The sequence below is a fragment of the Streptococcus sp. S784/96/1 genome (assembly GCF_902729355.1).
In the GTDB taxonomy this organism is placed as follows: Bacteria; Bacillota; Bacilli; order Lactobacillales; family Streptococcaceae; genus Streptococcus; species Streptococcus caledonicus.
Map to the genome: position 1 here is coordinate 15,575 of NZ_CACVCC010000008.1, position 21,771 is coordinate 37,345.

The window sequence follows — 21,771 nt, forward strand, 5'->3', positions numbered from 1 at the left end:
AAAAGACATTACTTGAAATTAAATGCACAAAATATTATAAGGTGTCAACTTACTGATGCCTTATTTTTATGGTATAATGAGAAAAAAACTTGGAGATGGTGATGAAAGAAGAAAAACGTCGTATTCGGCTTTTAAGAAAAGGTCAAAAAGGTTTTTGGCGTCTCGTTTTTAGTCGTGTTTGGATTATGGGATTTTTCATTATCCTGCAATTTCTATTGTTATTGACTACATTTCAATGGCTGGAAGATTATGAGACATTATTTCAAATGATTTCTTTTGTGTTAGTTTTTGGTGCAGTGCTCTATCTTTTTAATAGCCAGATGGAAGCGACGGCGAAGATGACTTGGTTGCTTTTAATTATGCCTTTTCCAATTTTTGGCTCAGCTATGCTTTTTTACAGTAAAGCAGATATCGGCTATCGTGGTCTAAAGCGGCGCATAAATGCCTTGGAGAAGGAAGGGCTTAGGTATTTAAAGCAAAAATCCGAAGTTGAAATGGAATTGCGCGAAACGCACTCGACAACCTATAATCTGGTAAAATATTTTAGAAGAAGCGATGGTTATTACCCTGTTTATAAAAATACTCGTCTGACTTATTTTCCAACTGGAGAAGCCAAGTTTGAAGAAATGAAAAAACAACTTTTGAAAGCCAAAAAATACATTTTTTTAGAGTATTTTATCATTGCGGAAGGTAAGATGTGGGGGGAGATTCTGGCTATTTTAAGGCAGAAAGTCCAAGAGGGAGTCGAAGTTCGCGTCCTTTATGATGGGATGAATGAATTCTCGACCTTATCCTTTGACTATGCTGAGCGATTACGGAAACTTGGGATAAAGGCCAAGTCCTTTGCTCCGCTTTCTCCTTTTTTATCAACCTACTATAATTACCGTGATCACCGTAAAATCTTAGTGATTGATAATGAAGTGGCCTTCACAGGAGGAGTTAATTTAGCAGATGAGTACATCAATCATATTAATCGTTTTGGTCATTGGAAAGACACGGCGATTATGCTTCAAGGTGAGTCTGTTCAAACCTTTACCGTCCTCTTTATACAAATGTGGTCAACTTTGGAGCGAGAAGTGGATTACACATCCTATCTTATCGAACCTGCAAAGTCTTACGCTAGTGATGGATTTATCATTCCTTTTGGGGATTCGCCTATGGATCAGGATAAGGTCGCCGAAAATGTTTACATTGATATTCTAAATCATGCGCGCGATTACGTCTATATTATGACACCGTATCTGATTTTAGATAGCGCACTTGAACACGCTATTTGCTTTGCGGCAGAGCGTGGGGTAGATGTCCGTATCATTATGCCGGGTATTCCAGATAAGCCTATTCCTTACGCTCTTGCCAAGACCTACTATCAGCGATTGATGCTGTCAGGGGTTAAGATTTATGAGTACACGCCAGGGTTTATTCACGCAAAGGTTTTTCTTTCGGACAATAGCAAAGCTGTTGTGGGGACAATTAACCTAGATTATAGAAGCCTTTATCACCACTTTGAGTGTGGTGCTTATATTTATCGATCATCAGTTTTAACAGACATATCCAAAGATTTTACTGATACCTTTAATCAAAGTAAGCTGGTAACCTTGAGTGAAATTGAAAATCGTTCCCTCTCTTCAAAAATGATTGGAAGTTTAGCACGAATGGTTGCACCTCTCTTGTAAAATAAAGGATGGTTTGTTATAATGATAACATGCGATGAGCCGAATTTGCTATTCATCTAGAATGAGCAATTTTGCGCAGGGGAAATTATAAACGCAGGAGCGGATTTTGATTAGATGATGTGAACCTTCTAATCACATTCTTTTAGGAGAATGCCCCCGACGACCGTAAGGTCGTTTTTTTCATATCGTTTTTAGGAAATTTAGAATAATCGTGAAGGAGTAGATGATGTATCAAACGAAAATTACTGGTGATAAGCTTTATCATGCCGTGTCATCTGGTTATGGAAGCCCCATTGAAACATTTGGCTTTGTAGAAAAGGGGGAGACACCGATGAGTTTATTGGTGATTGCTTTATCGTCATGTGTAACTATGTGTATTCAAGGTTATTATAAGAGAAAGCATGGTCTTGAACGTTTTGATATGGAAACAGTTGCTTCTTATGACGATGGAACATTTGAATTGACCATCCAACTCCCTGCACAGCTTTTGGCAGAGACAAATCAGGAAGCTTTGAGAGATTATGCAGATCGCTACTGTCGCGTGAAGTCATTGTTACGTGAAGATGTCATTGTTTCAATGATGTTTGAGGGAGTATTATAATGGCGATTTCTTTTTTAGTTTTTGAAAAATTAGTAGTTCTTTTTTTATTGATGGGAATGGGGCTGCTTTTTGCTCAGCAAGGGATTTTTTCTAAAGCAGTAACTTTACAGCTTTCCAAATTATTGACAAAATTTGTAGCACCTAGTCTGTTTGTTTCCTCTTTTATAGCTTCAGAATTTTCTTGGGAAAAGCTGAGCAATCTTGGAGTAAGCGTCCTCTCAGCTTTTTTGATTTTAGGGATACGAATTGTTATTGTTCATTTTCTCTTTCCTTCTGAACGTAATATGGATAAGTATGCTGTTAATTTTGCTAATGTTGGTTTTATGGGAACGCCTTTAGCTTTGGCAGTAGGTGGCAAAGAAGCTGTCTTTTACATATCAGCTTTTGTCATTGCTAATCAGTTGACTCAGTGGACTTATGGAATCTATTTGATTTCAAGGGATAAATCTGTGATTAATGTTCGTTCGCTTTTAATTAATCCTGCAACTATTGGAACGGCAATCGGGATTTTTTTCTTTATGCTACCAATGGATTTACCTCAGGTTATCACGAATGCAGTCGATTCGTTTGCGACGCTCAACACGCCTCTTTCAACCTTGGTTTTAGGTTCTTACTTTTATAAGGCAAGTCCGCGGAAAATTTTTCTTTACCCGCCTGCTTATCAAACAGCTTTTTGGCGCTTAGTAGGGACATCGATACTTAGTATCATGATAATTTGGCTTTTGCCAATAGCAGAGCAGGAGGTCAAGTTGGCGCTCAGCATTGCTTCAACAGCACCAGCAGCTATGAATACAGCCCTTTTAAGTCAAGTTTATGGAGGCGATTACGAATACGGTTCACGCTTAGTTTTATTAACGACAACGCTCTCTCTTATAACAATTCCTTTAACAATGGGATTGGCTGGAATCTTGTATCTCTAATCAAACAGAAAAAGACCTACTCAGTCATTTCTAGTAAATGATAGAATAGGTCTTTTTGTTAACTTCAAAAGGTTACATTAGCGTGATACACGACGACGTGCAGCTTTTTTACGATTTTCCTCGATAAAAGCAGCTTTCTTTTCTTCAGGTTCGATAATGGTTTTTTGGATTGCAAAAAGCGCACCAGCAGCGGCAACAACTGAACCAACAACACCAGTCACAAGACCTTTAACAAAAGGATATTTTTTAGCCATAAGAGTGTCTCCTATCTTCTTTAAGATACCTTAATCATAGCAAAATAGAGAAATTAGTCAAGTTTTAACTTCCTGTGGTATAATGATGTTATGATTGCTATTGAAGAAATTGGTAAGCTAACCAAAGAAAAATTGTGGCTGATTACGGTCGTGACTGGTGAGGATTTAGGCCAGTATAGTCAGCTAAAAGAAGCTTTTATGAAGGCTATTGCATTTGATAAGGACGATTTGACCTATTCTTATTTTGATATGGCTGAAACTGATTATGCAACAGCTGAAATGGATTTGGAAAGTCTCCCTTTTTTTGCAGATGAAAAGGTTGTGATTTTTGATAATCTTCTAGACATTACAACAGATAGAAAATCTTATTTGGCTGAGCAAGAACTCAAACGATTTGAAGCTTATCTGGAGAATCCTGTGGAGACGACACGCCTTGTCATTATGGCGCCAGGAAAACTAGATGGTAAACGCCGTCTTGTCAAAATCCTGAAACGTGATGCTAGGATTTTTGAAGCTGGCCCTTTAAAAGAAGCAGAGCTGAGAACCTATTTTCAGAAATGGGCTCATAAGGAAGGATTGGCGTTTGAGTCAGGTGTTTTTGAAGAGCTCTTGATTAAGTCTAACTTTGATTTTTCTGATACCTCAAAAAATCTAGCTTTTCTCCAATCTTATAAGAAGCAGGGCACGGTGACACATGAGGATATTGCGCAAGCTATTCCCAAAAGCCTACAAGATAATTTATTTGACCTGACCCAGTATATCCTGTCTGGCAAGATTGATGTTAGTCGTGAGTTGGTGAGGGACTTGCGACTTCAAGGGGAGGATGAGATTAAGCTGATTGCCATTATGCTTGGGCAGTTTCGTCTCTTTTTGCAGGTCAAGATTTTAGCTAGTCAGGGGAAACCTGAGCAGGCTATGGTAGCTGAGCTTTCTAGCTTGATAGGACGGAACGTCAATCCCTACCAAGTTAAATTTGCCATGAGAGACAGTCGTAGCCTGTCACTGTCTTTTCTGAAAAAAGCTGTCGCAACGCTCATTGAATGCGATTATCAGATTAAGACAGGTGTTTATGACAAAGATTATCTCTTTGAAGTGGCATTGTTGAAGATAGCGGGTTTAACGAAAAAATAATACATTAGAAATTGAACAAAATAAAAAGTACTCTGTTGAGATCTTGTGAGAGCTACAAAGCTTATTGCATTTTAACAGAGTTTTTTGTTGCTTTTCTTGAAAAAGAAATTTAAAATCTAAAAAATTTTTCTAATTTTTTTCTAAAAATAGCTTTCTGGCAAAATGCTTGCTAGGTGATGTGGTATCTTGAGAGAGTTAGAAATTTCTAGTGATTTTTTGAAGAGGTGCTTAGGTAATATAAAAAACTTGCGAAACTCTTCATAAAATAATGTCTAATAAAAAGGAGAAACTAATGTATAAAATCATTAAAATTGAAGACGGTGTTGTTTATGTGGGGAAAAGTTCAGATAGTCAGTTTATTGAAATTTCTCAGAATAATTTTGGTTTTGAACCTGTAGTTGGGGACTACGTAGAATTTTATAAAAATGGGGAAACTTATATTGTTTCGAAAGTTGATCAACTAGCTCAATTTGCTAATTTTCAAGGAGTAGGTGGTCAAAGTGATAAATCGAAAATTGTTGCTGCTATTTTAGCGTTTTTGGGAGCATTTGGCTTTTATGAGTTTTATATTGGAAATACAGGTAAGGGTATTTTACGTGTTCTATTGACGATCGTCGGATCCATTCCTTTTATCTTACCACTGATGGTTTTGATGAACATAATATGGAATGTGATTAATATGATTCTAGTATTAACGTCAAAACCAGGAAGTAAGTGGCATCAAGATGCTCAAGGTAGAGAATTGAAAGATTAATTCTTAGTAAAGAGAAATGTCATAACAATTGAGGAGTTTTGATATGAAAAAGAGTGTTTTAAGCCTTATTTTATTAAGTTCACTTTTGCTTGTAGCATGCCAGCAAAAGAGTGAGCCTGAGCTAGGTGAGAAGAAGGAAGTGACTACTTCTGCTGTCAGAGAAGATAAATCAAAATCATCTAGTGAGAACTCTGTGAACACTACAATGGATGAAGAGAAGAACCTAGCGACTTCTTTACTACTGGATCCAAGTACAGTTTCTGAGCAGGAGCTTAATTCATTTGCGAGTACTCCATTTAAGCTTTCTAGTATGGTGAAAGATGTTGTAGGAACCTATAGAGGAATATCTTATACTAATTCTTTTGCTGGTAATGAGTTATATGAGCTTAGGATAAAAGAGGATGGAACTTATTTTAAAGTCACTCGACCTTTTATGCCGAAAGATTGGGCTGAAGATAGTAACAAAGTGTATTATCTTGATAATGCGAACACAATGCAAGTGGTGAATAAAAGTGTTTCAATGGATGGTAAAGACTTTGTGTATGATGATCATTTTTCTGTAGAACAAGGGGTTCTGGTTGAAAAATTTGGTAAACTACACTTTATCTCACTTTACTATAAGGATTTAATTGATTATTACTATAATCAAGATGGATCAATGGATTTAGGAAAATCATTTGTTAGTGCCACAATGGATTTACAAGGAATTCCTGACACAGAGAGTCGCTTAGAATCCTATGCGATATCATTATATTCAAATTATGAGAAAGAATTCTTTTTTGAAGAGGATAGTGACTATATCATGGATGGTAAAATCTTTTTTGGAGAAACAGAGTTAACGGAGTCTAATGAAGTGTCCCAGCTTGTATCAGAGGATTTAGATAGACTTGTTACACCAGATCATGTGAAGGATATACTCAATAGTCCGAATGGTCTTTTCCAAGTGACTTTACATGGTGGTTGGGATGATTTAAAGGTATCTGAATTTACTGATTATGATAAAATCTTTGAAAAAGATGGTGAAAAAGCTAAAGTAAGTTTTTCTATTAGAGATAAGAATTCAGGTGATATATATGTTTATCAACCTGGAAAAGTAAAGTATGCTGATGACCTAAATGGTACGTTTGTTTTGAGAGATTATAATTAAGGGATAGCTCATGGATAAAATGAAAAAAATAGTAGTAATGGTAGCGGTATTGGTTCTTACAAGTTTAACATTAGTCGCATGTGGAAAACCAGACATTAGTGGAAAGTGGTATTCGACAGATAATAGCAACGAGTTTCAAATGTATTTACAAATTAAAGATGATAAAGTGACTTTAAATTATGCCTTTGTTAATTACACTAAAGAAGGATTGTTTTCATCTGTTGAAAGTGAAGTGAAATCTGGGAAAATGTTGACAGGAAAAGTTATATCAGGATCAAAGATAGAGATTACGGAAACCTATCAAGTCGAAGGCGCTAAGGGAAATCCTTTTGATGGAGTAGAGGAGTTCAATTATTCACTGTCCAAAGACAAAGAAAGTTTAAGTTTGTCAATTGAGGGAGAAGAAAGTAGTTCCGACTTTGTCAAGAAAAATCCAGTTGCAACTTTGGAATGATATTTTATATGAGAGTAAAGAAAAGGTTATTAATAAAATGAAAAAAATCTTACTAGGTTTAATTTTGATTTCATCGATCACGTTAACAGCATGTCAAAACAAGACTAACGAAAAAACATCGGTTTCAAAGGAAAGTAAGGTGACTACAACAACTGAAACGACTGCATCAACTACTGCTACACCAAAGGTTGATGAAAGTTTGTATCAGACCATTATTGATCAGTATGCTACGGCTATTGGTTCAAACACGGCTAATCAAGAGTTGAACCCTCTAGCTGTGACGTATGCATCGGTGTATGACACGGCTACTGGCTATGCCTACCATGATTTTGATAAAAATGGGATTCGGGAGTTAGTCATAGGATTTTTACCAAGTAAAATAATACCTGCTCATACAGTTACGGACATTTATACGATAACAAAAGACAATCAGTTGGTTCGTGTGACTTCAAAAGAATTAAATCTTGATATGATTGGGGAACGGATGACGCTTTGGCCGTTGGCTGATGGTAATTTTATATATGGCGGAAGTTCTGGGGATGGTTATCGTTGGTCAGCGACTGGGGATAAATTGGAGAAAATCGATACTCCAACATCAACAGAAAGATTTGATCTTTCTAGTCTTGAATGGGCATCTGTTATCAAAGAAGCAGAACCACAAGTAGAAGTTGATTCATCTGTGGATGTAAATGCTTTGGTAGCTGGCGATTATGCTAGTCTTGCTGGCACATGGACAAATGCGAAGGGAGATGTCCTTGTCATTGATACCAGAGGCAATGTGACGAATAAAGAGTCTAACCGAATTGAAGTTAGAACCATTTCAGAGAATGGGCAAGCTTCTGGTAGCTATATTGCAGGGATGACAGGCGCAAATATCAGTATTTTTCCAGTTGGTGTATCTTTGACGAATTTTGCTAATCCAGAAGAAGTTGATATTAGTGATACATCTAAAGACAGAATTTTTATTACACAATCATTTAGGACACCTGAAGAAGCCGCAAATGAGATGTATTACCGTCAATAGTGGATTAGTATAGTATTCATATCAATAAAAGCATCCGTGTCGAGAAGATTCGGATGTTTTTAGGAGTGATAATCTATCCTTTATCTGATTTATTTTAGAATTAGGTTAGAATAATAGAAATGGAGGTATTATGCTTCAAAAAGATAATAGTGGCAAGAGACAGATGACAATGCTACTTCAGTTATTAGATGGTCAACAGTTAAATAAAAAAGAGTTGGAATTAATGTTTGGTGTGTCACCTCGTACCATTCAAAATGACATTGCCCAAATTAAGCAAGTTTTGGAAGAATGTATTTCACAGCGCTATGATTTATTACTTGGAAGTAGTAATTTAATAGATTCCCTTACTGATCGCTTTCAAGTTCAACTGAGAAAGTCGGGGGAAGGAGGGCAATATTTTGTTAAAGAAAATATTGCTAAACTATCAAGCTTCGGCAATTTATTATCTGCCAATGAAAGCTTTGCTATTTTAAAAATTCTCCTTGAAAGTCGTGCATTATCAAATGATGAAATGTTTGGTCTAATTGACAGTATTGTTCAGATTGGTGACAATAATGAATACTTGAAAAATAGTATTTTGAATGAGCGATTTCACTATAAAGGTGTTCCAGACTCTCCGTTACTTGAAATACTAGGGATGATTAATGATGCTATTGAACAGCAATTAGAGATTAGTTTTGATTATACGAAGAATTTTGTAACTCATCATTTTAAGAAACTTCCAGAACAATTATATTTTCAAGATTTGTATTTTTATATGGTTTCTGATCATCATACTAGTCAAGATGACCGTGATTTAACAAATTTAAATAAGTTTCGTGTTAATAATATGAAAAATATTCAGCTTCATGGTAAGAGAAGAAAGCTAGATTATAACAATCGCTTTCAAGCGGGTATTCTTCGTAATAACACGGGCGTGTGGGGGTATTTTGGGAAACCGATTACGTTGAGTATTGAATTTTACTATGATCCAGTCTATGTGCTGGACCGTTTCCCAGGTGCTAAAATCATTTCGCAACATTTTGATGATGATCGACAACAGGTTGTGAGTCGTATTGATATAGCAACAAATGATGGTTATGGTGTCAAAATGTGGCTTCTGATGCAGTCTGATCAATTGAAAATTTTGTCTCCAAAGTCAGTTAGAGATTACGTAATCCAGAGCGCTCGTAATATGCTAAATTATTACTCAGAAGATTTAGAAAAGAAGTGAGCAAATCAGTTGAAAGCTCTGCCATTTTCCTATAAAATGAGACTAGAAAAACGAAATGAGGAATTTAATCATGGCAATTATTTTACCAGATTTACCATACGCTTACGATGCACTTGAGCCAGTTATTGATGCTGAAACAATGACCCTTCACCACGATAAACACCACGCAACTTACGTGGCAAATGTGAATGCTGCGCTTGAAAAACACCCTGAAATCGGTGAAGATTTAGTGGCGCTCTTGTCAGATGTTGAGTCAATTCCAGCAGACATTCGTCAAGCAGTTATCAACAACGGTGGTGGTCACTTAAATCACGCTCTTTTCTGGGAACTCCTTTCACCAGAAAAAACAGAAATCACAGCAGAAGTAGCAACAGCTATTGATGAAGCCTTTGGTTCATTTGACGCTTTCAAAGAGGCGTTCACAGTAGCAGCAACAACACGCTTTGGTTCAGGATGGGCTTTCCTTGTTGTCAATGCAGAAGGTAAACTTGAAGTAGTATCAACACCAAATCAAGAAACACCAATTATGGATGGCAAACAACCAATCTTAGCACTTGACGTTTGGGAACATGCTTATTACCTCAACTACCGTAACGTACGTCCAAACTACATCAAAGCATTCTTTGAAATCATCAACTGGAATAAAGTTGATGAACTCTATAAAGCAGCAAAATAATTGGCGATGCTTTTCAAGTAAGACGATAATTCTTTCTTGAAAAGTTAGTAAGTCCTCTAGAAAAGTCTCATAGGACTTTTCGCGTGACATCGAGCGCTTCTCCGATGGAGCTGAGGAGTGGAATAAAGTAACTGAATTGTACGCAGTAACTAGATAATACTGAGAGAACTGGCTTTGGTCGGTTCTTTTTTGATGTTATTATTAGAGACTTCTTCAAATTTGGTTTATAATGACCAATGGATATGAAAAAAGAAAATAGATGTCGTTCTGATCAACGACACAGAAAACGAGGATTTTCAGATTATTTGAAAACTGTTGTAAAAAATATTAAGAGACGTAGGCGGAGAAATCAAAGAAAATCTGGAGTTATTGCAGACTTGAGAATTCCTAAGGTAAGAGTTACTCAGCTTTTAATTGTATTTTGGCTACTTATTATACCTTTTTTACTTTGGAGGTTTCCCCTAAAGATGAATAGGAAAGAATCTCAGTTTTTCGCGTATCATGCTAAAGAGGAGGAGGTAGCTCTGATAAATCTGGATATTAAGGAAGTTATCGTGACTCCAACTTTTAAAAGTATGGAAGCAAAAGAAGCTGTTATAGCTGAAGATTTGCCTTATATGTATTCATTGGGATTGTATTATGATTACAGCCACCTCAGTTTAGAAGAAACGATTAAAACGTTTTTATCTGAACAGGGGCTAGATGCTTCTCAAGTTGCGTTCTCTTATAAGTTGCGTTCTCTTATAAGAATTTGAATACAAATGAGACATTTTCATTGAATGATACTCAGCCTATGACTGCAGGCTCTACTTATAAGTTGCCACTTGGAATGTTGATTATTGATGAGGTTGAAGCTGGACGTCTTGATATGGCTGAGGAAGTGTCTTATACAACTATTAACAATATCACTGAGGCGCCTGATTACCCTCTTTACTTAACTGGCTTTGGGGAAACGATGAATTGGACACAGATTCTTGATAATGCCCTCATTCATTCTGAAAATACGCCAGCTTATATTATGGCTGATCGTTTGGGAGGGTTTCATGACGCCTATCAAAAAATATCAACATTTGGTCAATCAAAGGGAGATATTAAGACCATTGACTATGAAGGAGGTAATAAGACGACCAGTGCTTACTACATACAGGTACTTGATTATCTATGGCAACATAAGGAAAAGTATGCGCCAATCATTGCTCGATTAGATGCTTCTTTCTCGGGTCAATGGTATGAGCAATATGTTCACTCAGTGCGCATTTCTCAAAAACCAGTTTTTTCTCAGGAAGCTTTGAATGTGAATGCTATCGTAGAAGAAGAGATTCCTTATATTATTTCGGTTTATACAGCAGGATTTGGTGGAAGCAATGAAAATACAGTAGAGATGAGTGGGTATGGTCACTATCAATTAGCCTGTCTAGCATATGTCATTAACGAATGGCATAGAGTTAATATGAATCCAGAAAAAGAAATTCCTAAAGTGGAGATAACACTAGAAAATAATTGATTTTTGGTGATGGGAACTAACTAGGAGGTTGCTTTTGCAGTCTCTTTTTTTTGATTTTATGTGCAGCTCTAGCCTTTATCTTGAAAAATACCCTTATAAAAGGTAAAATAAATAGGATATAAATGATAGAATGGACTTGTTGTGGCATGAAACAGATCACAGATTTTAAAAATAAAAAAGTACTTGTATTAGGTTTAGCACGATCAGGAGAAGCAGCAGCACGGCTTTTAGCAAGTCTTGGAGCTATTGTGACGGTTAATGATGGCAAACCATTCAATGAAAATCCATCAGCACAGGCTCTCCTTGAAGAAGGAATTAAGGTTGTTTGTGGCAGCCATCCTATCGAACTTTTGGATGAAAATTTTGAAGTCATGGTAAAAAATCCAGGGATTCGTTACGATAACCCAATGGTGGCTCGTGCACTTGAAAAAGGTATTCCAGTGTGGACTGAGGTTGAACTAGCTTACCTTATTTCGGAGGCGCAGATTGTTGCTATTACAGGTTCAAATGGTAAGACAACAACAACAACAATGATTGCTGAGGTGTTTAATCATGGTGGAAAGTCTGCACTTTTATCTGGAAATATTGGGTTTCCAGCCTCTGAAGTAGCAGTTACTGCCACAGCAAAAGATACCCTTATTATGGAGTTATCTTCCTTCCAACTTATGGGCATCAATAATTTTCATCCTCATATTGCGTTGATTACTAATTTGATGCCGACACACATTGACTATCATGGTGATTTTGATGCTTATGTTGAAGCAAAGTGGAACATGCAAAATCGCATGACCGAAGAAGATTTTGTTGTTCTTAATTTTAATCAAGACTTGGCTAAAGAGCTAGCGCAAAAAACACAGGCTATAGTTGTCCCATTTTCAACGACAGAAAAAGTAGATGGTGCATATCTTTATGATGAGACACTTTATTATAAAAATGAGGCAATCATGTTAGCAGCTGAAATCGGTGTTCCTGGTTCGCATAATGTGGAAAATGCCCTAGCAACTATTGCTGTGGCTAAATTATCGGGCATTTCAAATCAAGTTATCAAAGAAGCTCTTGTGTCCTTTGGGGGTGTCAAACACCGTCTTCAATATGTTGGAGAAATTCAAGGGGTTAAATTTTATAACGATTCGAAATCAACTAATATTTTAGCCACACAAAAAGCTCTGTCTGGTTTTGATAATGCCAAAACAATATTAATTGCAGGAGGCTTGGATCGTGGTAATGAATTTGATGAACTTGTCCCTGATATTGAGGGACTTAAGTTGCTGGTTGTTCTTGGAGAATCAGCAACTCGTGTTAAAAGAGCAGCTCAAAAAGCAGGTGTAAGGACGCTTGACGCTAAAGACATAGCTGATGCTACTCGAATCGCCTTTGAACAAGCGCAAGCAGGTGAGTTTGTTCTCCTTAGTCCAGCAAATGCAAGCTGGGATATGTATAAAAATTTTGAAGTACGTGGCGATGAGTTTATCGCTAGCTTTGAAGAATTAACCTTAAACAATAGCAGATAATTAAAAATGGTAAAATAACACGTTTTCTTGCAAGTGTAGAGAGCGGTTAGGTTAATGCTCTTTAGGTGGTAGGAAGGCAAAGAAAAAATATGATGGCAAAAAAAATTGTATTTACTGGTGGCGGGACAGTTGGTCATGTTACACTTAATCTTATTTTAATTCCTAAGTTTATCGAAGACGGGTGGGAAGTTCACTATATTGGTGATAAAAATGGCATTGAGCACAAAGAAATTGAAAAATTAGGTCTTAATGTAACGTTCCATTCGATTGCAACAGGAAAACTTCGTCGCTATTTTTCATGGCAAAATATACTAGATATTTTTAAGGTTGCTTGGGGAGTCTTACAGTCATTTATTATCTTAGCTAGGATAAGACCACAGGCACTTTTCTCTAAAGGAGGATTTGTATCTGTTCCCCCCGTTGTAGCGGCTAAGAGTTTGCGTATTCCGGTATTTATTCACGAATCAGATTTATCTATGGGGTTGGCCAATAAAATTGCTTATAAATTTGCGACGACAATGTACACCACTTTTGAACAGGCAGAAGGGCTTGTTAAAACACAACATGTTGGTGCAATTACTAAAGTCGGTAAGGCTAAACCATTTGAACAGGGACAGCTTGACCAGATTAAAGAACAATTTGATACTGGTAAAATAACCTTGTTATTTATTGGTGGGTCAGCAGGTGCTAGAGTTTTTAATGAGTTTATCAACCAGCATGATTTGACAAATGATTTTAATATCATCAATATTTCTGGAGATGAAAGCCTTAATACCTTATCACAAAATTTGTATCGTATCCATTATGTAACGGATTTATATCAACCTTTGATGGATTTGGCTGATGTAGTTGTCACGCGTGGAGGCTCAAATACCATATTTGAATTGGTTGCCATGCAAAAACTTCATGTGATTGTACCGCTTGGAAAAGATGCTTCACGCGGTGATCAGCTGGAAAATGCGGCATATTTTGTGGAAAAAGGCTACGCTGAACAATTACTTGAGTCTGACTTAACAGTAGATAACTTAAAAGAGAAAGTTGCTCTGCTATTGTCTCAAAAAGAAAACTATCAAGAGGCTATGGCAAATTCAAAAGAAATTACCTCTCCAGAAGATTTCTATACAGTCTTGAGTAATGCCGTTGAAGGGAAGTAAATGACTAAAGAAAATGAAATGTTAGAGCCTGAAAAGTCAACTGAAAAAACGGAATGGCAGAAACGCCATGAAGAGTTTGTGGCGAGAAAGGCAACTAAAAAAATAGAAGAAGACAAACTGCTGACAGAAAAGAAAGCAGAATCATTAGAAGAGGAAAAGGAACTTTCAGGTGAAGAGATTTCTTCCGAGCCTTTTGAAAAGGAAACTCAGGAAGAGCCTCTTAATGAGGAGGATGCAACCGAGGAGCTGGAAGTAGAATCTGAGCTAGAAGATATTCCAAATGAAGAGCCAGAGGCAGGGCTTTCTGAAATCACTGAAGTGAAAAATTCATCTGATAAGAATTCGATAGATGATAAGTTGTTAAAACAACAGCTCAAGGCTGATAAAAAGGCAAAACGCTTGGAGCAACGTCTTCAAACCCGTCCCTTACGGCTAGCGAAGGTAAAAGTGGCTTCAATAACTTTTGTAGCGCTGATCACGATTATTATTTCAGGTTTCATTCTTAGCCCGTACAGCAAAAAGAAAATCTTTAACGTAACTGGATTAGAGCATGTTGATCGGAATGCCATTTTGATTTCTACGGGAATTCAAAAATCTGATTATATTAGTACTGTTTTTTTCAAGAAAAAGTCAACGGAACAAGCTATTTTGGCTGCCAATCCATGGGTGAAACAAGCAACTATCAGTTACCGTTTTCCTAATGTTTTTGATGTTACCATTATAGAAAATCGCATTATTGCCTATGCTCAGACAGAATCAGGTTACCAACCTGTTCTTGAAAATGGTGTCCGTATGCCGGTTATTTCAGAATCTCAGTTACCAGAGCATTTTTTGACGGTTAATTTGACTGATGAAAAAGCGGTGCAATCTTTGGTTGTGCAACTGGCTAAATTAGATGAAAAATTGGTTGCTAATATTCAAGTTGTGAATCCAGTGACTGATGCAGCCACAAAGGATTTAATTCTTTTAGAAGTTAAAGATGGACATCGTATTCGCGTCCCTCTTTCTCAAATTGATGTTAAATTACCATTTTATGCCAAAATTGCAGGCAAACTGACTTCACCTAGTATTATTGATATGGAAGTTGGGATTTTCACAACAAATGAGACTATAGAAGCAACCATGGCACAGGAAAAAGTAGAACGTGAGGAAGCTAAGAAGAAGGCAGAAGAAGAGGCTAAGAAATCTGAAAAATCAGCTGAAGATGGCGACAATTCAGAAGAAGGAACTTTAGAAAATCCCGAGGAAACGACTAGCCAAGAAGCTTTAAGTTCAGAATAAGAAGAACTGTCAGAAACTGAAGCAACTAGTACAGAAATGAAAAGTCAATAAGAAAATATACTCATTTGAACTCTCTTGAAAAAGGGAGTTTTTATTTATAATCAATTTGCATTTTTTTATGAAAACGTTATAATGATAGCAAAACGAGGTGATTTCATGGAAAAGAAGCTTTTTAAATATAAGATGCCAGTCCTCCTCCTTCTGACTTTATTTGGCGGTAGATTTTTTCTCAGTCAACCTAATGGAGGAAAAGAAAATAATCAGAATAATCAGCTGATCCAGGCAGAAAATTCGACAACATCTGAAAATGCCAAAATAGAGGATACTACTAAAGTTACGACAGGGACGACTACAACTGCAAGTTCTGAATCGACAATAGAAAAAAGTAGCGAGACAACAGACACACAAGATGTTCTGCAAACAGATGTTGCTAGTAGCAAGGCTACTAAACAAATGACTGAGACTACCATAAGTGCACCTCAATCAAGTAGCACATCTCAAGGAGGGCAAAAGGTTAGGTTAAATGTCATGCATCAACTTCAGAGAACGGCAACTTCCTGTGCCCCAACTACAGTCAGCATGCTCCTAGCTTATAAAGGCATAGATATTAGCCAAGAAATTTTGGCAGACCAGATGGGAACGGATAATTCCTTTGGGACTCATAATAGCGATGCTATTGGAGTCTTAAATCGTCATCTCTTTGGCTATGATGTTCCTGGAAATGGACAGGCAGGTTATCGCCTAGCAACAGTTACCAATCCGGAGGCGGATAAGGCCCTTTTCAAAGAAAGGCTTAAGCAAAACATTGACGATGATTATCCAATGTACTATACCATAGAACTGTCAACCCTTTACCCTAATATAAAGGCAGAGCATAATGTCCTTGGAGTAGGTTATCAGCTCAATGCTGCAGGAAATGATATTGAGTACGTTTACTACCTGGACCCAGCTCCGTCTATACAGGATCCCGTCTATGGTGGATTGAAAAAAATTACGGTTGAAGAATTGCTCTACTCAACCAGTGTCTGTGTGGAACCCAATTACGGATGGTAAGAAATAGCAAAGAAAATCCCCAGAAAATTTTTCCGGGGATGTTTTTGGTCTCTTTACAAGTTCTTGCGTTTTTTAGCTTCAGTGGTCAATTTAAAGTCTGAAACCTCTAGAACCTCAAGGAGGTGTTGGCTGAGGTTGAAGTCATCGTTTGGTGATAAGAGCTCAACTTCATAGGCCAGTTTAAGGTTACTACTTTTTTTGCCGCTTTTAACTGAGATCAGCTCAATGGCAGAGCAATATTTCTCGAGTGCAGCCTGAAGCTGCTTTTCCAGGTTCTGATCCTGAGCTAGGCTCAAAGTTAGGTGACGACGGGTCTGTAAGGGTAGCTTGCTCTGCCCTTTTTCTAAGAGAAACCAAATAGCAAGAATTAGGATGGTGGTGATGAGGGCAAGTAGCAAGTAACCTGTCCCTGCAGCAAGTCCGATAATCATAGAGATGAAGATGGCTAGGAGTTCACGAGAGCCGCTGGTCGCTGAACGGAAGCGAATTAGTGAGAAAGTTCCGGCAACGGCAATACTAGTCCCTAGACTGCCGTTGACTAAGAAGATTACCAGGGTCATGAGACTGGGGAGTAGGGTAAGTGTGATGATGAACTCCCGAGTATAGAGGGTCCGGTACTTGTAAACATAGGATAGAGCAAGTCCTAAAATAAGACTGACTCCTAGGGCCATAAAGAGGAGAAAGGGGTCCACAGAACTGCTAGTGGTTTGGAAAATGCTGTCAAAAATGGTCATCTAGGCACCTACGCTTTCTTTCTTAACTTTTGCTTGTGGCTGATAATCTAAACCTTGTGATCTATGATAGGCACAGGAATATTTAGAAAACTTCATCTTAACCAAACCATGTTTTTCTAAGATTTCCTTCAGCCATTCAGGTTTATCCTTACTGGCCTTGATTTCCATAACCATCTGGTTATCTTCTAATAAAGGAAGGCCTTCTGTTCCAGCACTTAAGTCAACATCAAAATCGCGGTAACGGAGGTTACGGTCAAAGGTAATCCTTACTTTATTGACCAACTTTTTCTTTTGTTTAAGCGAGAAACGATCATAGTAGATATAGATACGGGGTTCAAGTCCAGGATAGCGCTGGCCTAAGGCATTGATTTCTTGAATCAAAGCTCCATCAGTCATTGATTTGTCGGCTTCACCAGAGGTCAATAACCTATTGATTGCCTCAGGTTTTGAAACGAGTCTAAACTTGTGACCAATCCCTTCAGAATCTTTCTGTTTTATTTCCAAGAAGGCCGGGCAATCCTTGCTAGGATTTGCAGAATAGCTGCGCATTCTAATTTTTTCACGTAGATTCTTTTTTGCCAAGGCATCTTTGATAAGATCAAAATCAGGAGTGTCATAATAAATGTTACTGATAGTAGAGGTTGGGTAGTCATCTTCTTTTAAATAAACTTTTAAATCTTTTAGAAGCTCATCGAGTTGTTCTTTTTTGACAATGTATTTTGTCTCTACTCGTTTAAATTGTGTTTGAATCTTTTCAGTCATTTGAATCCTCCTCTTATATTCATATTGGTAATGGATGAGTTAGCTGACAGATTTAGTCAGGTCTTACTCTCCAGATTGCTTTCTGAAACTAACTATAAGGGAGAAAACTGAAAGTTTTATTAAAAAATAGCAGAGCAAAAATCATTTTAAGTTTTCTTTATGAAAACTTTCAGCCAAGTTTCAGATTTGACCGGTAAACTTAACCTATTCAAATGAAATGAGGGCAAGATTATGCTAAAAACAACACAAAAGAAAGTAGTTTTCACCAGTTTAACAGCTCTGCTTTTATTGACAGCTTGCTCAAGCAAACAAGCGGCGAGTCAATCAAGCAGTCAAACCACTACAAGTGAAACGGTGATGACAAGTATCAGTACTCCGACTAGCAGTATTAGTGCAAATTCTGATCATTTTACCAATACGGATTTAACGGATAGCTATGATGAATCGACGGCTGCAACCATTACTTTATCGGTAACAAATGCTGCCATATCTGGAGATGGCGTTTCTGTATCTGGTTCAACGGTAACCATTTCAACATCTGGAACCTATATCATTTCAGGTGAGAGTGAAGACATGCAAATCCTAGTCGAAGCCTCTGATGCAGATAAGGTTCAATTAGTCTTGAACGGTGTCACCATGAAGGGAAGCGATGCTTTGATCGCTGTTAAGGAGGCTGATAAGGTTGTTATCACAACAGCAGCTGGAACTATAAATACAATTGAAGATTCTAATCATTCCACTGATGACTACAGCGCAGCTATTTACAGTAAAAGCGATTTAACCTTTAACGGTTCAGGAAGCTTGACAGTCACAGGAAACTATAATAATGCTATCAAGGGTAATGATGATGTCAAGTTTACTGGCGGAACTTACACGATTACATCAACTGTTAAGCATGCCATTTCTGCCAATGATGCCTTAAATATTGTGAATTCTGACATGACCTTGACAGCGGCAGAAGATGCCATTCACTCAGATAATGATGAAGACACGGAGCTTGGTAATATCTATATTGAGTCTGGAAATATTACTATTAATGCAGGGGATGACGCTATCCATGCTTCAAATATCCTCACCATTGATAATGGAACGATTGATATCCAGTCATGTGTCGAAGGAATCGAAGGGAAGACTGTTACCATCAATGATGGAAGCATTAAGATTGTTTCTTCAGATGATGGTATTAACGGTAGCGACTGGGCTTCGACTGCAGGTGAGATGCAAAAGCAAGAAGGTGTCTCAGTTACCATCAATGGTGGTAATATCACTATTGATATGGCTCAAGGAGATACGGATGCCATTGATTCCAACGGAGATTTGACCATCACAGGAGGTACTGTAACCATTACCGGACAGTCAGCTTTCGACTATGATGGAACTGGAAAATATACTGGTGGGACCCTAATAGTTAATGGCAAAACTGTGACAGACCTTACCCAAACTGGTCCAGGTGCCATGGCTGGTTTCGGAGCAGGAGCACCAGGACAAGGCGGTCGTGGTTTCTAAATATGATTAAAGGCTACCTAAGGGTAGTCTTTTTGCTGACTTTAGGTTAGAATAAGAAAGGAAGGCCCTTCTTGCTATCGCTCTATTTTTTAGGCAGAGCTTTTATAGCTTGCTTTGTTCAAATTTTTAGATAAAATAGAATAAAATGTGATATAAAAGGGATAACAATCTATAAAAAAAAACGAACAATTATCACATTAGGTGCAAACAACACGTGTTTTTTAACCTGGGTCTGTTATAATAGATTTATTAAATTTGCGAGGTGTCTCATGAAATCTGATATCGAAATTGCACAAAGCGTTCAACTGAAACCAATCACGGAAATTGTCGAAAAAGTTGGAATTACTTTTGATGATATTGAACTCTATGGAAAATATAAAGCAAAACTATCTTTTGATAAAATTAAGGCTGTTCAAAATAACGATGCTGGTAAACTTGTTTTAGTAACTGCGATTAACCCAACGCCAGCAGGTGAAGGAAAATCAACCATGTCTATCGGTCTAGCAGATGCTCTTAATAAGATTGGTAAGAAAACCATGATTGCCCTTCGTGAACCATCTCTTGGACCGGTTATGGGAATTAAAGGCGGAGCAGCAGGGGGCGGTTACGCCCAAGTTCTTCCAATGGAGGATATTAACCTTCATTTTACAGGTGATATGCATGCCATTACAGCAGCTAACAATGCGCTTTCAGCTCTTCTAGATAATCATATTCAGCAGGGAAATGAGCTTGGTATCGACCAACGTCGTATTATTTGGAAGCGTGTGGTTGACCTCAATGATCGTGCCCTTCGTCAAGTAATTGTGGGACTTGGCAGTCCAGTCAACGGCATTCCTCGTGAAGACGGCTTCGACATTACGGTTGCTTCTGAAATTATGGCAATTTTGTGTCTTGCGACAGATTTGAAAGATTTGAAAAAACGCTTAGCTAATATCGTTGTGGCTTATACCTATGATCGTCAGCCTGTTTATGTCCGAGATCTTAAAGTTGAAGGTGCTCTGACTCTTATTCTTAAAGATGCCATTAAGCCAAATTTAGTACAAACGATTTATGGGACACCTGCGCTTGTTCATGGTGGTCCATTTGCTAATATTGCACATGGTTGTAACTCTGTTCTTGCAACGACAACTGCTTTACGTTTGGCAGATTATACGATTACAGAAGCAGGTTTTGGTGCAGATCTAGGTGCCGAGAAATTCCTTGATATTAAAACACCAAATCTACCAAAATCTCCAGATGCCGTTGTCATTGTTGCAACTCTTCGCGCGCTAAAAATGCATGGTGGTGTAGCTAAGACTGAATTGGGACAAGAAAATGTTGAAGCTGTTCGTAATGGTTTTGCTAATCTTAAACGCCATGTTGAAAATATTCGTAAGTTTGGTATTCCAGCAGTGGTTGCGATTAATGAATTTATTTCTGATACAGAAGCTGAAATCGCTACACTTAAAGAACTTTGCGCAGCAATTGAAGTTCCTGTTGAATTAGCTAGTGTTTGGGCAAATGGTGCAGATGGTGGTATAGATTTGGCTCACGCAGTGGTTGATGCGGTTGAAAATGGTGGGGCTGATTACAAGCGTCTTTACTCAGATGAGGATAGTCTTGAGGAAAAAATCACTAAAATTGTGACAGAAATTTATGGTGGAAAAGCTGTTCAGTTTGGGCCTAAAGCTAAAATGCAACTCAAACAATTCTCAGAATTTGGCTGGGATAAGCTACCAGTCTGCATGGCCAAGACACAGTACTCATTCTCAGATAATCAATTCTTGCTTGGTGCTCCTGAACATTTCGACATCACTATCCGTGAATTTGTACCAAAAACAGGAGCTGGTTTCATCGTTGCTTTAACAGGTGATGTTATGACTATGCCAGGGCTTCCAAAACAACCTGCAGCGCTCAATATGGATGTTTCAGAAGATGGGACTGCAGTAGGGTTGTTCTAGTAATTTTTTCTAATAATCAATTATAAAAGTCAACTTTAGTTGGCTTTTTTGGGTTACAAAAAACCTCTCCTGCAGCATCAGGAGAGATTATACTTATTTACAATCAAAATCTGATAACTTGTATTGTAGGGATGCTCCAAAAGTCTGGGAGACCTTTGGAGGTTGGAAATAAGATGATCGCTAACGATTCCGTAATATTAAAATGTTTTAGATTCAAGCTTGAAAACGAACGAGTGGGAATAATCCAGTGAATGTTTTAGGTAGACACTTGAAAATGAAGAAGTGTCCAGTTTAGGACTTCCAATCACCAACTGCATCAATCTGTTATTACTATAAAAAAAGAAGGTTGAGATATTTTTGTTCGAAGTTCTAGTCTCAATATAAACTATAAATCTGGTTGAATTTCTATAACAGGAGACATTTAATCCACTCCAATTGTTATAATATAAGGTCCACAATTCTAGATTTTGAATTGCATT

21 protein-coding genes are annotated in these 21,771 nt (G+C 37.6%); 18 read left to right on the forward strand and 3 right to left on the reverse strand.

The genetic code is table 11. The annotated features are described in order from the left end of the window. Positions 1–95 precede the first annotated feature (95 nt). From cls to GZ996_RS04170, 3 genes are all read left to right on the forward strand, one after another. Positions 96–1,673 (forward strand): cardiolipin synthase, encoded by a 1,578-nt coding sequence (gene cls / locus GZ996_RS04160; RefSeq protein ID WP_161978862.1) that lies wholly within the window; start codon positions 96–98, stop codon positions 1,671–1,673. 226 nt (positions 1,674–1,899) lie between these two features. Then, positions 1,900–2,274, forward strand: coding sequence for an OsmC family protein (locus GZ996_RS04165; RefSeq protein ID WP_162011396.1), 375 nt, complete (start codon positions 1,900–1,902; stop codon positions 2,272–2,274). Then, on the forward strand, positions 2,274–3,194 hold the full coding sequence (locus GZ996_RS04170) for an AEC family transporter (RefSeq protein WP_162011397.1): 921 nt from the start codon (positions 2,274–2,276) through the stop codon (positions 3,192–3,194). Before GZ996_RS04165 ends, GZ996_RS04170 begins: the two co-directional genes overlap by 1 nt. Positions 3,195–3,271: 77 nt before the next feature. Here GZ996_RS04170 and GZ996_RS04175 read toward each other — a convergent pair whose 3' ends face one another. Further along, complete coding sequence (locus GZ996_RS04175) at positions 3,272–3,448, reverse strand: DUF3042 family protein (protein ID WP_156805566.1); 177 nt, start codon at positions 3,446–3,448, stop codon at positions 3,272–3,274. Between the two features lie 90 nt (positions 3,449–3,538). Here GZ996_RS04175 and holA point away from each other — a divergent pair, with 90 nt between their 5' ends. From holA to GZ996_RS04240, 13 genes are all read left to right on the forward strand, one after another. Continuing rightward, on the forward strand, positions 3,539–4,579 hold the full coding sequence (holA, locus tag GZ996_RS04180) for a DNA polymerase III subunit delta (RefSeq protein ID WP_156805565.1): 1,041 nt from the start codon (positions 3,539–3,541) through the stop codon (positions 4,577–4,579). A 292-nt stretch (positions 4,580–4,871) separates the two neighbouring features. Beyond that, entirely contained in the window at positions 4,872–5,333 is a 462-nt protein-coding gene (locus tag GZ996_RS04185) for a TM2 domain-containing protein (RefSeq protein WP_161978857.1), read from the forward strand. A gap of 43 nt (positions 5,334–5,376) precedes the next feature. Continuing rightward, the gene (locus GZ996_RS04190; protein WP_162011398.1) at positions 5,377–6,480 is read left to right on the forward strand and encodes a hypothetical protein; all 1,104 of its coding nucleotides are present in this window, start codon (positions 5,377–5,379) and stop codon (positions 6,478–6,480) included. Between the two features lie 19 nt (positions 6,481–6,499). After that, positions 6,500–6,934, forward strand: coding sequence for a hypothetical protein (locus tag GZ996_RS04195; protein WP_162011399.1), 435 nt, complete (start codon positions 6,500–6,502; stop codon positions 6,932–6,934). 139 nt (positions 6,935–7,073) lie between these two features. Further along, positions 7,074–7,958, forward strand: coding sequence for a DUF6287 domain-containing protein (locus tag GZ996_RS04200; RefSeq protein ID WP_162011400.1), 885 nt, complete (start codon positions 7,074–7,076; stop codon positions 7,956–7,958). Positions 7,959–8,088: 130 nt separating this feature from the next. Next, the gene (locus GZ996_RS04205; RefSeq protein WP_162011401.1) at positions 8,089–9,171 is read left to right on the forward strand and encodes a helix-turn-helix transcriptional regulator; all 1,083 of its coding nucleotides are present in this window, start codon (positions 8,089–8,091) and stop codon (positions 9,169–9,171) included. A 70-nt stretch (positions 9,172–9,241) separates the two neighbouring features. Then, the gene (gene sodA, locus GZ996_RS04210) at positions 9,242–9,847 is read left to right on the forward strand and encodes a superoxide dismutase SodA (protein WP_156805559.1); all 606 of its coding nucleotides are present in this window, start codon (positions 9,242–9,244) and stop codon (positions 9,845–9,847) included. A gap of 242 nt (positions 9,848–10,089) precedes the next feature. After that, positions 10,090–10,602, forward strand: a complete 513-nt coding sequence (locus tag GZ996_RS04215) for a hypothetical protein (protein WP_162011402.1) — start codon at positions 10,090–10,092, stop codon at positions 10,600–10,602. Between the two features lie 38 nt (positions 10,603–10,640). Beyond that, positions 10,641–11,351 (forward strand): serine hydrolase, encoded by a 711-nt coding sequence (locus GZ996_RS04220; RefSeq protein WP_238386392.1) that lies wholly within the window; start codon positions 10,641–10,643, stop codon positions 11,349–11,351. Positions 11,352–11,497: 146 nt separating this feature from the next. Beyond that, positions 11,498–12,862, forward strand: a complete 1,365-nt coding sequence (murD, locus tag GZ996_RS04225; RefSeq protein WP_162011404.1) for a UDP-N-acetylmuramoyl-L-alanine--D-glutamate ligase — start codon at positions 11,498–11,500, stop codon at positions 12,860–12,862. A gap of 92 nt (positions 12,863–12,954) precedes the next feature. After that, on the forward strand, positions 12,955–14,016 hold the full coding sequence (locus GZ996_RS04230) for a UDP-N-acetylglucosamine--N-acetylmuramyl-(pentapeptide) pyrophosphoryl-undecaprenol N-acetylglucosamine transferase (protein ID WP_162011405.1): 1,062 nt from the start codon (positions 12,955–12,957) through the stop codon (positions 14,014–14,016). Next, on the forward strand, positions 14,017–15,297 hold the full coding sequence (locus GZ996_RS04235; RefSeq protein WP_162011406.1) for a cell division protein FtsQ/DivIB: 1,281 nt from the start codon (positions 14,017–14,019) through the stop codon (positions 15,295–15,297). Positions 15,298–15,453: 156 nt separating this feature from the next. Beyond that, positions 15,454–16,350: a C39 family peptidase gene (locus GZ996_RS04240; RefSeq protein ID WP_238386393.1), complete on the forward strand. Its 897-nt coding sequence runs from the start codon at positions 15,454–15,456 to the stop codon at positions 16,348–16,350. Between the two features lie 53 nt (positions 16,351–16,403). On the opposite strand, the gene GZ996_RS04245 is transcribed toward GZ996_RS04240, so the two are convergent. Together GZ996_RS04245 and GZ996_RS04250 are read right to left on the reverse strand one after the other, a co-directional pair. Further along, positions 16,404–17,084: a DUF4956 domain-containing protein gene (locus tag GZ996_RS04245; protein WP_156805554.1), complete on the reverse strand. Its 681-nt coding sequence runs from the start codon at positions 17,082–17,084 to the stop codon at positions 16,404–16,406. Further along, positions 17,085–17,846 carry a polyphosphate polymerase domain-containing protein gene (locus GZ996_RS04250; RefSeq protein ID WP_162011407.1) on the reverse strand — a complete coding sequence of 254 codons (762 nt, stop codon included), beginning with the start codon at positions 17,844–17,846 and terminating at the stop codon, positions 17,085–17,087. Positions 17,847–18,077: 231 nt separating this feature from the next. Here GZ996_RS04250 and GZ996_RS04255 point away from each other — a divergent pair, with 231 nt between their 5' ends. Together GZ996_RS04255 and GZ996_RS04260 are read left to right on the forward strand one after the other, a co-directional pair. Further along, positions 18,078–19,352 carry a carbohydrate-binding domain-containing protein gene (locus tag GZ996_RS04255; RefSeq protein WP_162011408.1) on the forward strand — a complete coding sequence of 425 codons (1,275 nt, stop codon included), beginning with the start codon at positions 18,078–18,080 and terminating at the stop codon, positions 19,350–19,352. Between the two features lie 269 nt (positions 19,353–19,621). After that, on the forward strand, positions 19,622–21,292 hold the full coding sequence (locus GZ996_RS04260; RefSeq protein ID WP_156805551.1) for a formate--tetrahydrofolate ligase: 1,671 nt from the start codon (positions 19,622–19,624) through the stop codon (positions 21,290–21,292). The last annotated feature ends 479 nt before the right edge of the window (positions 21,293–21,771 follow it).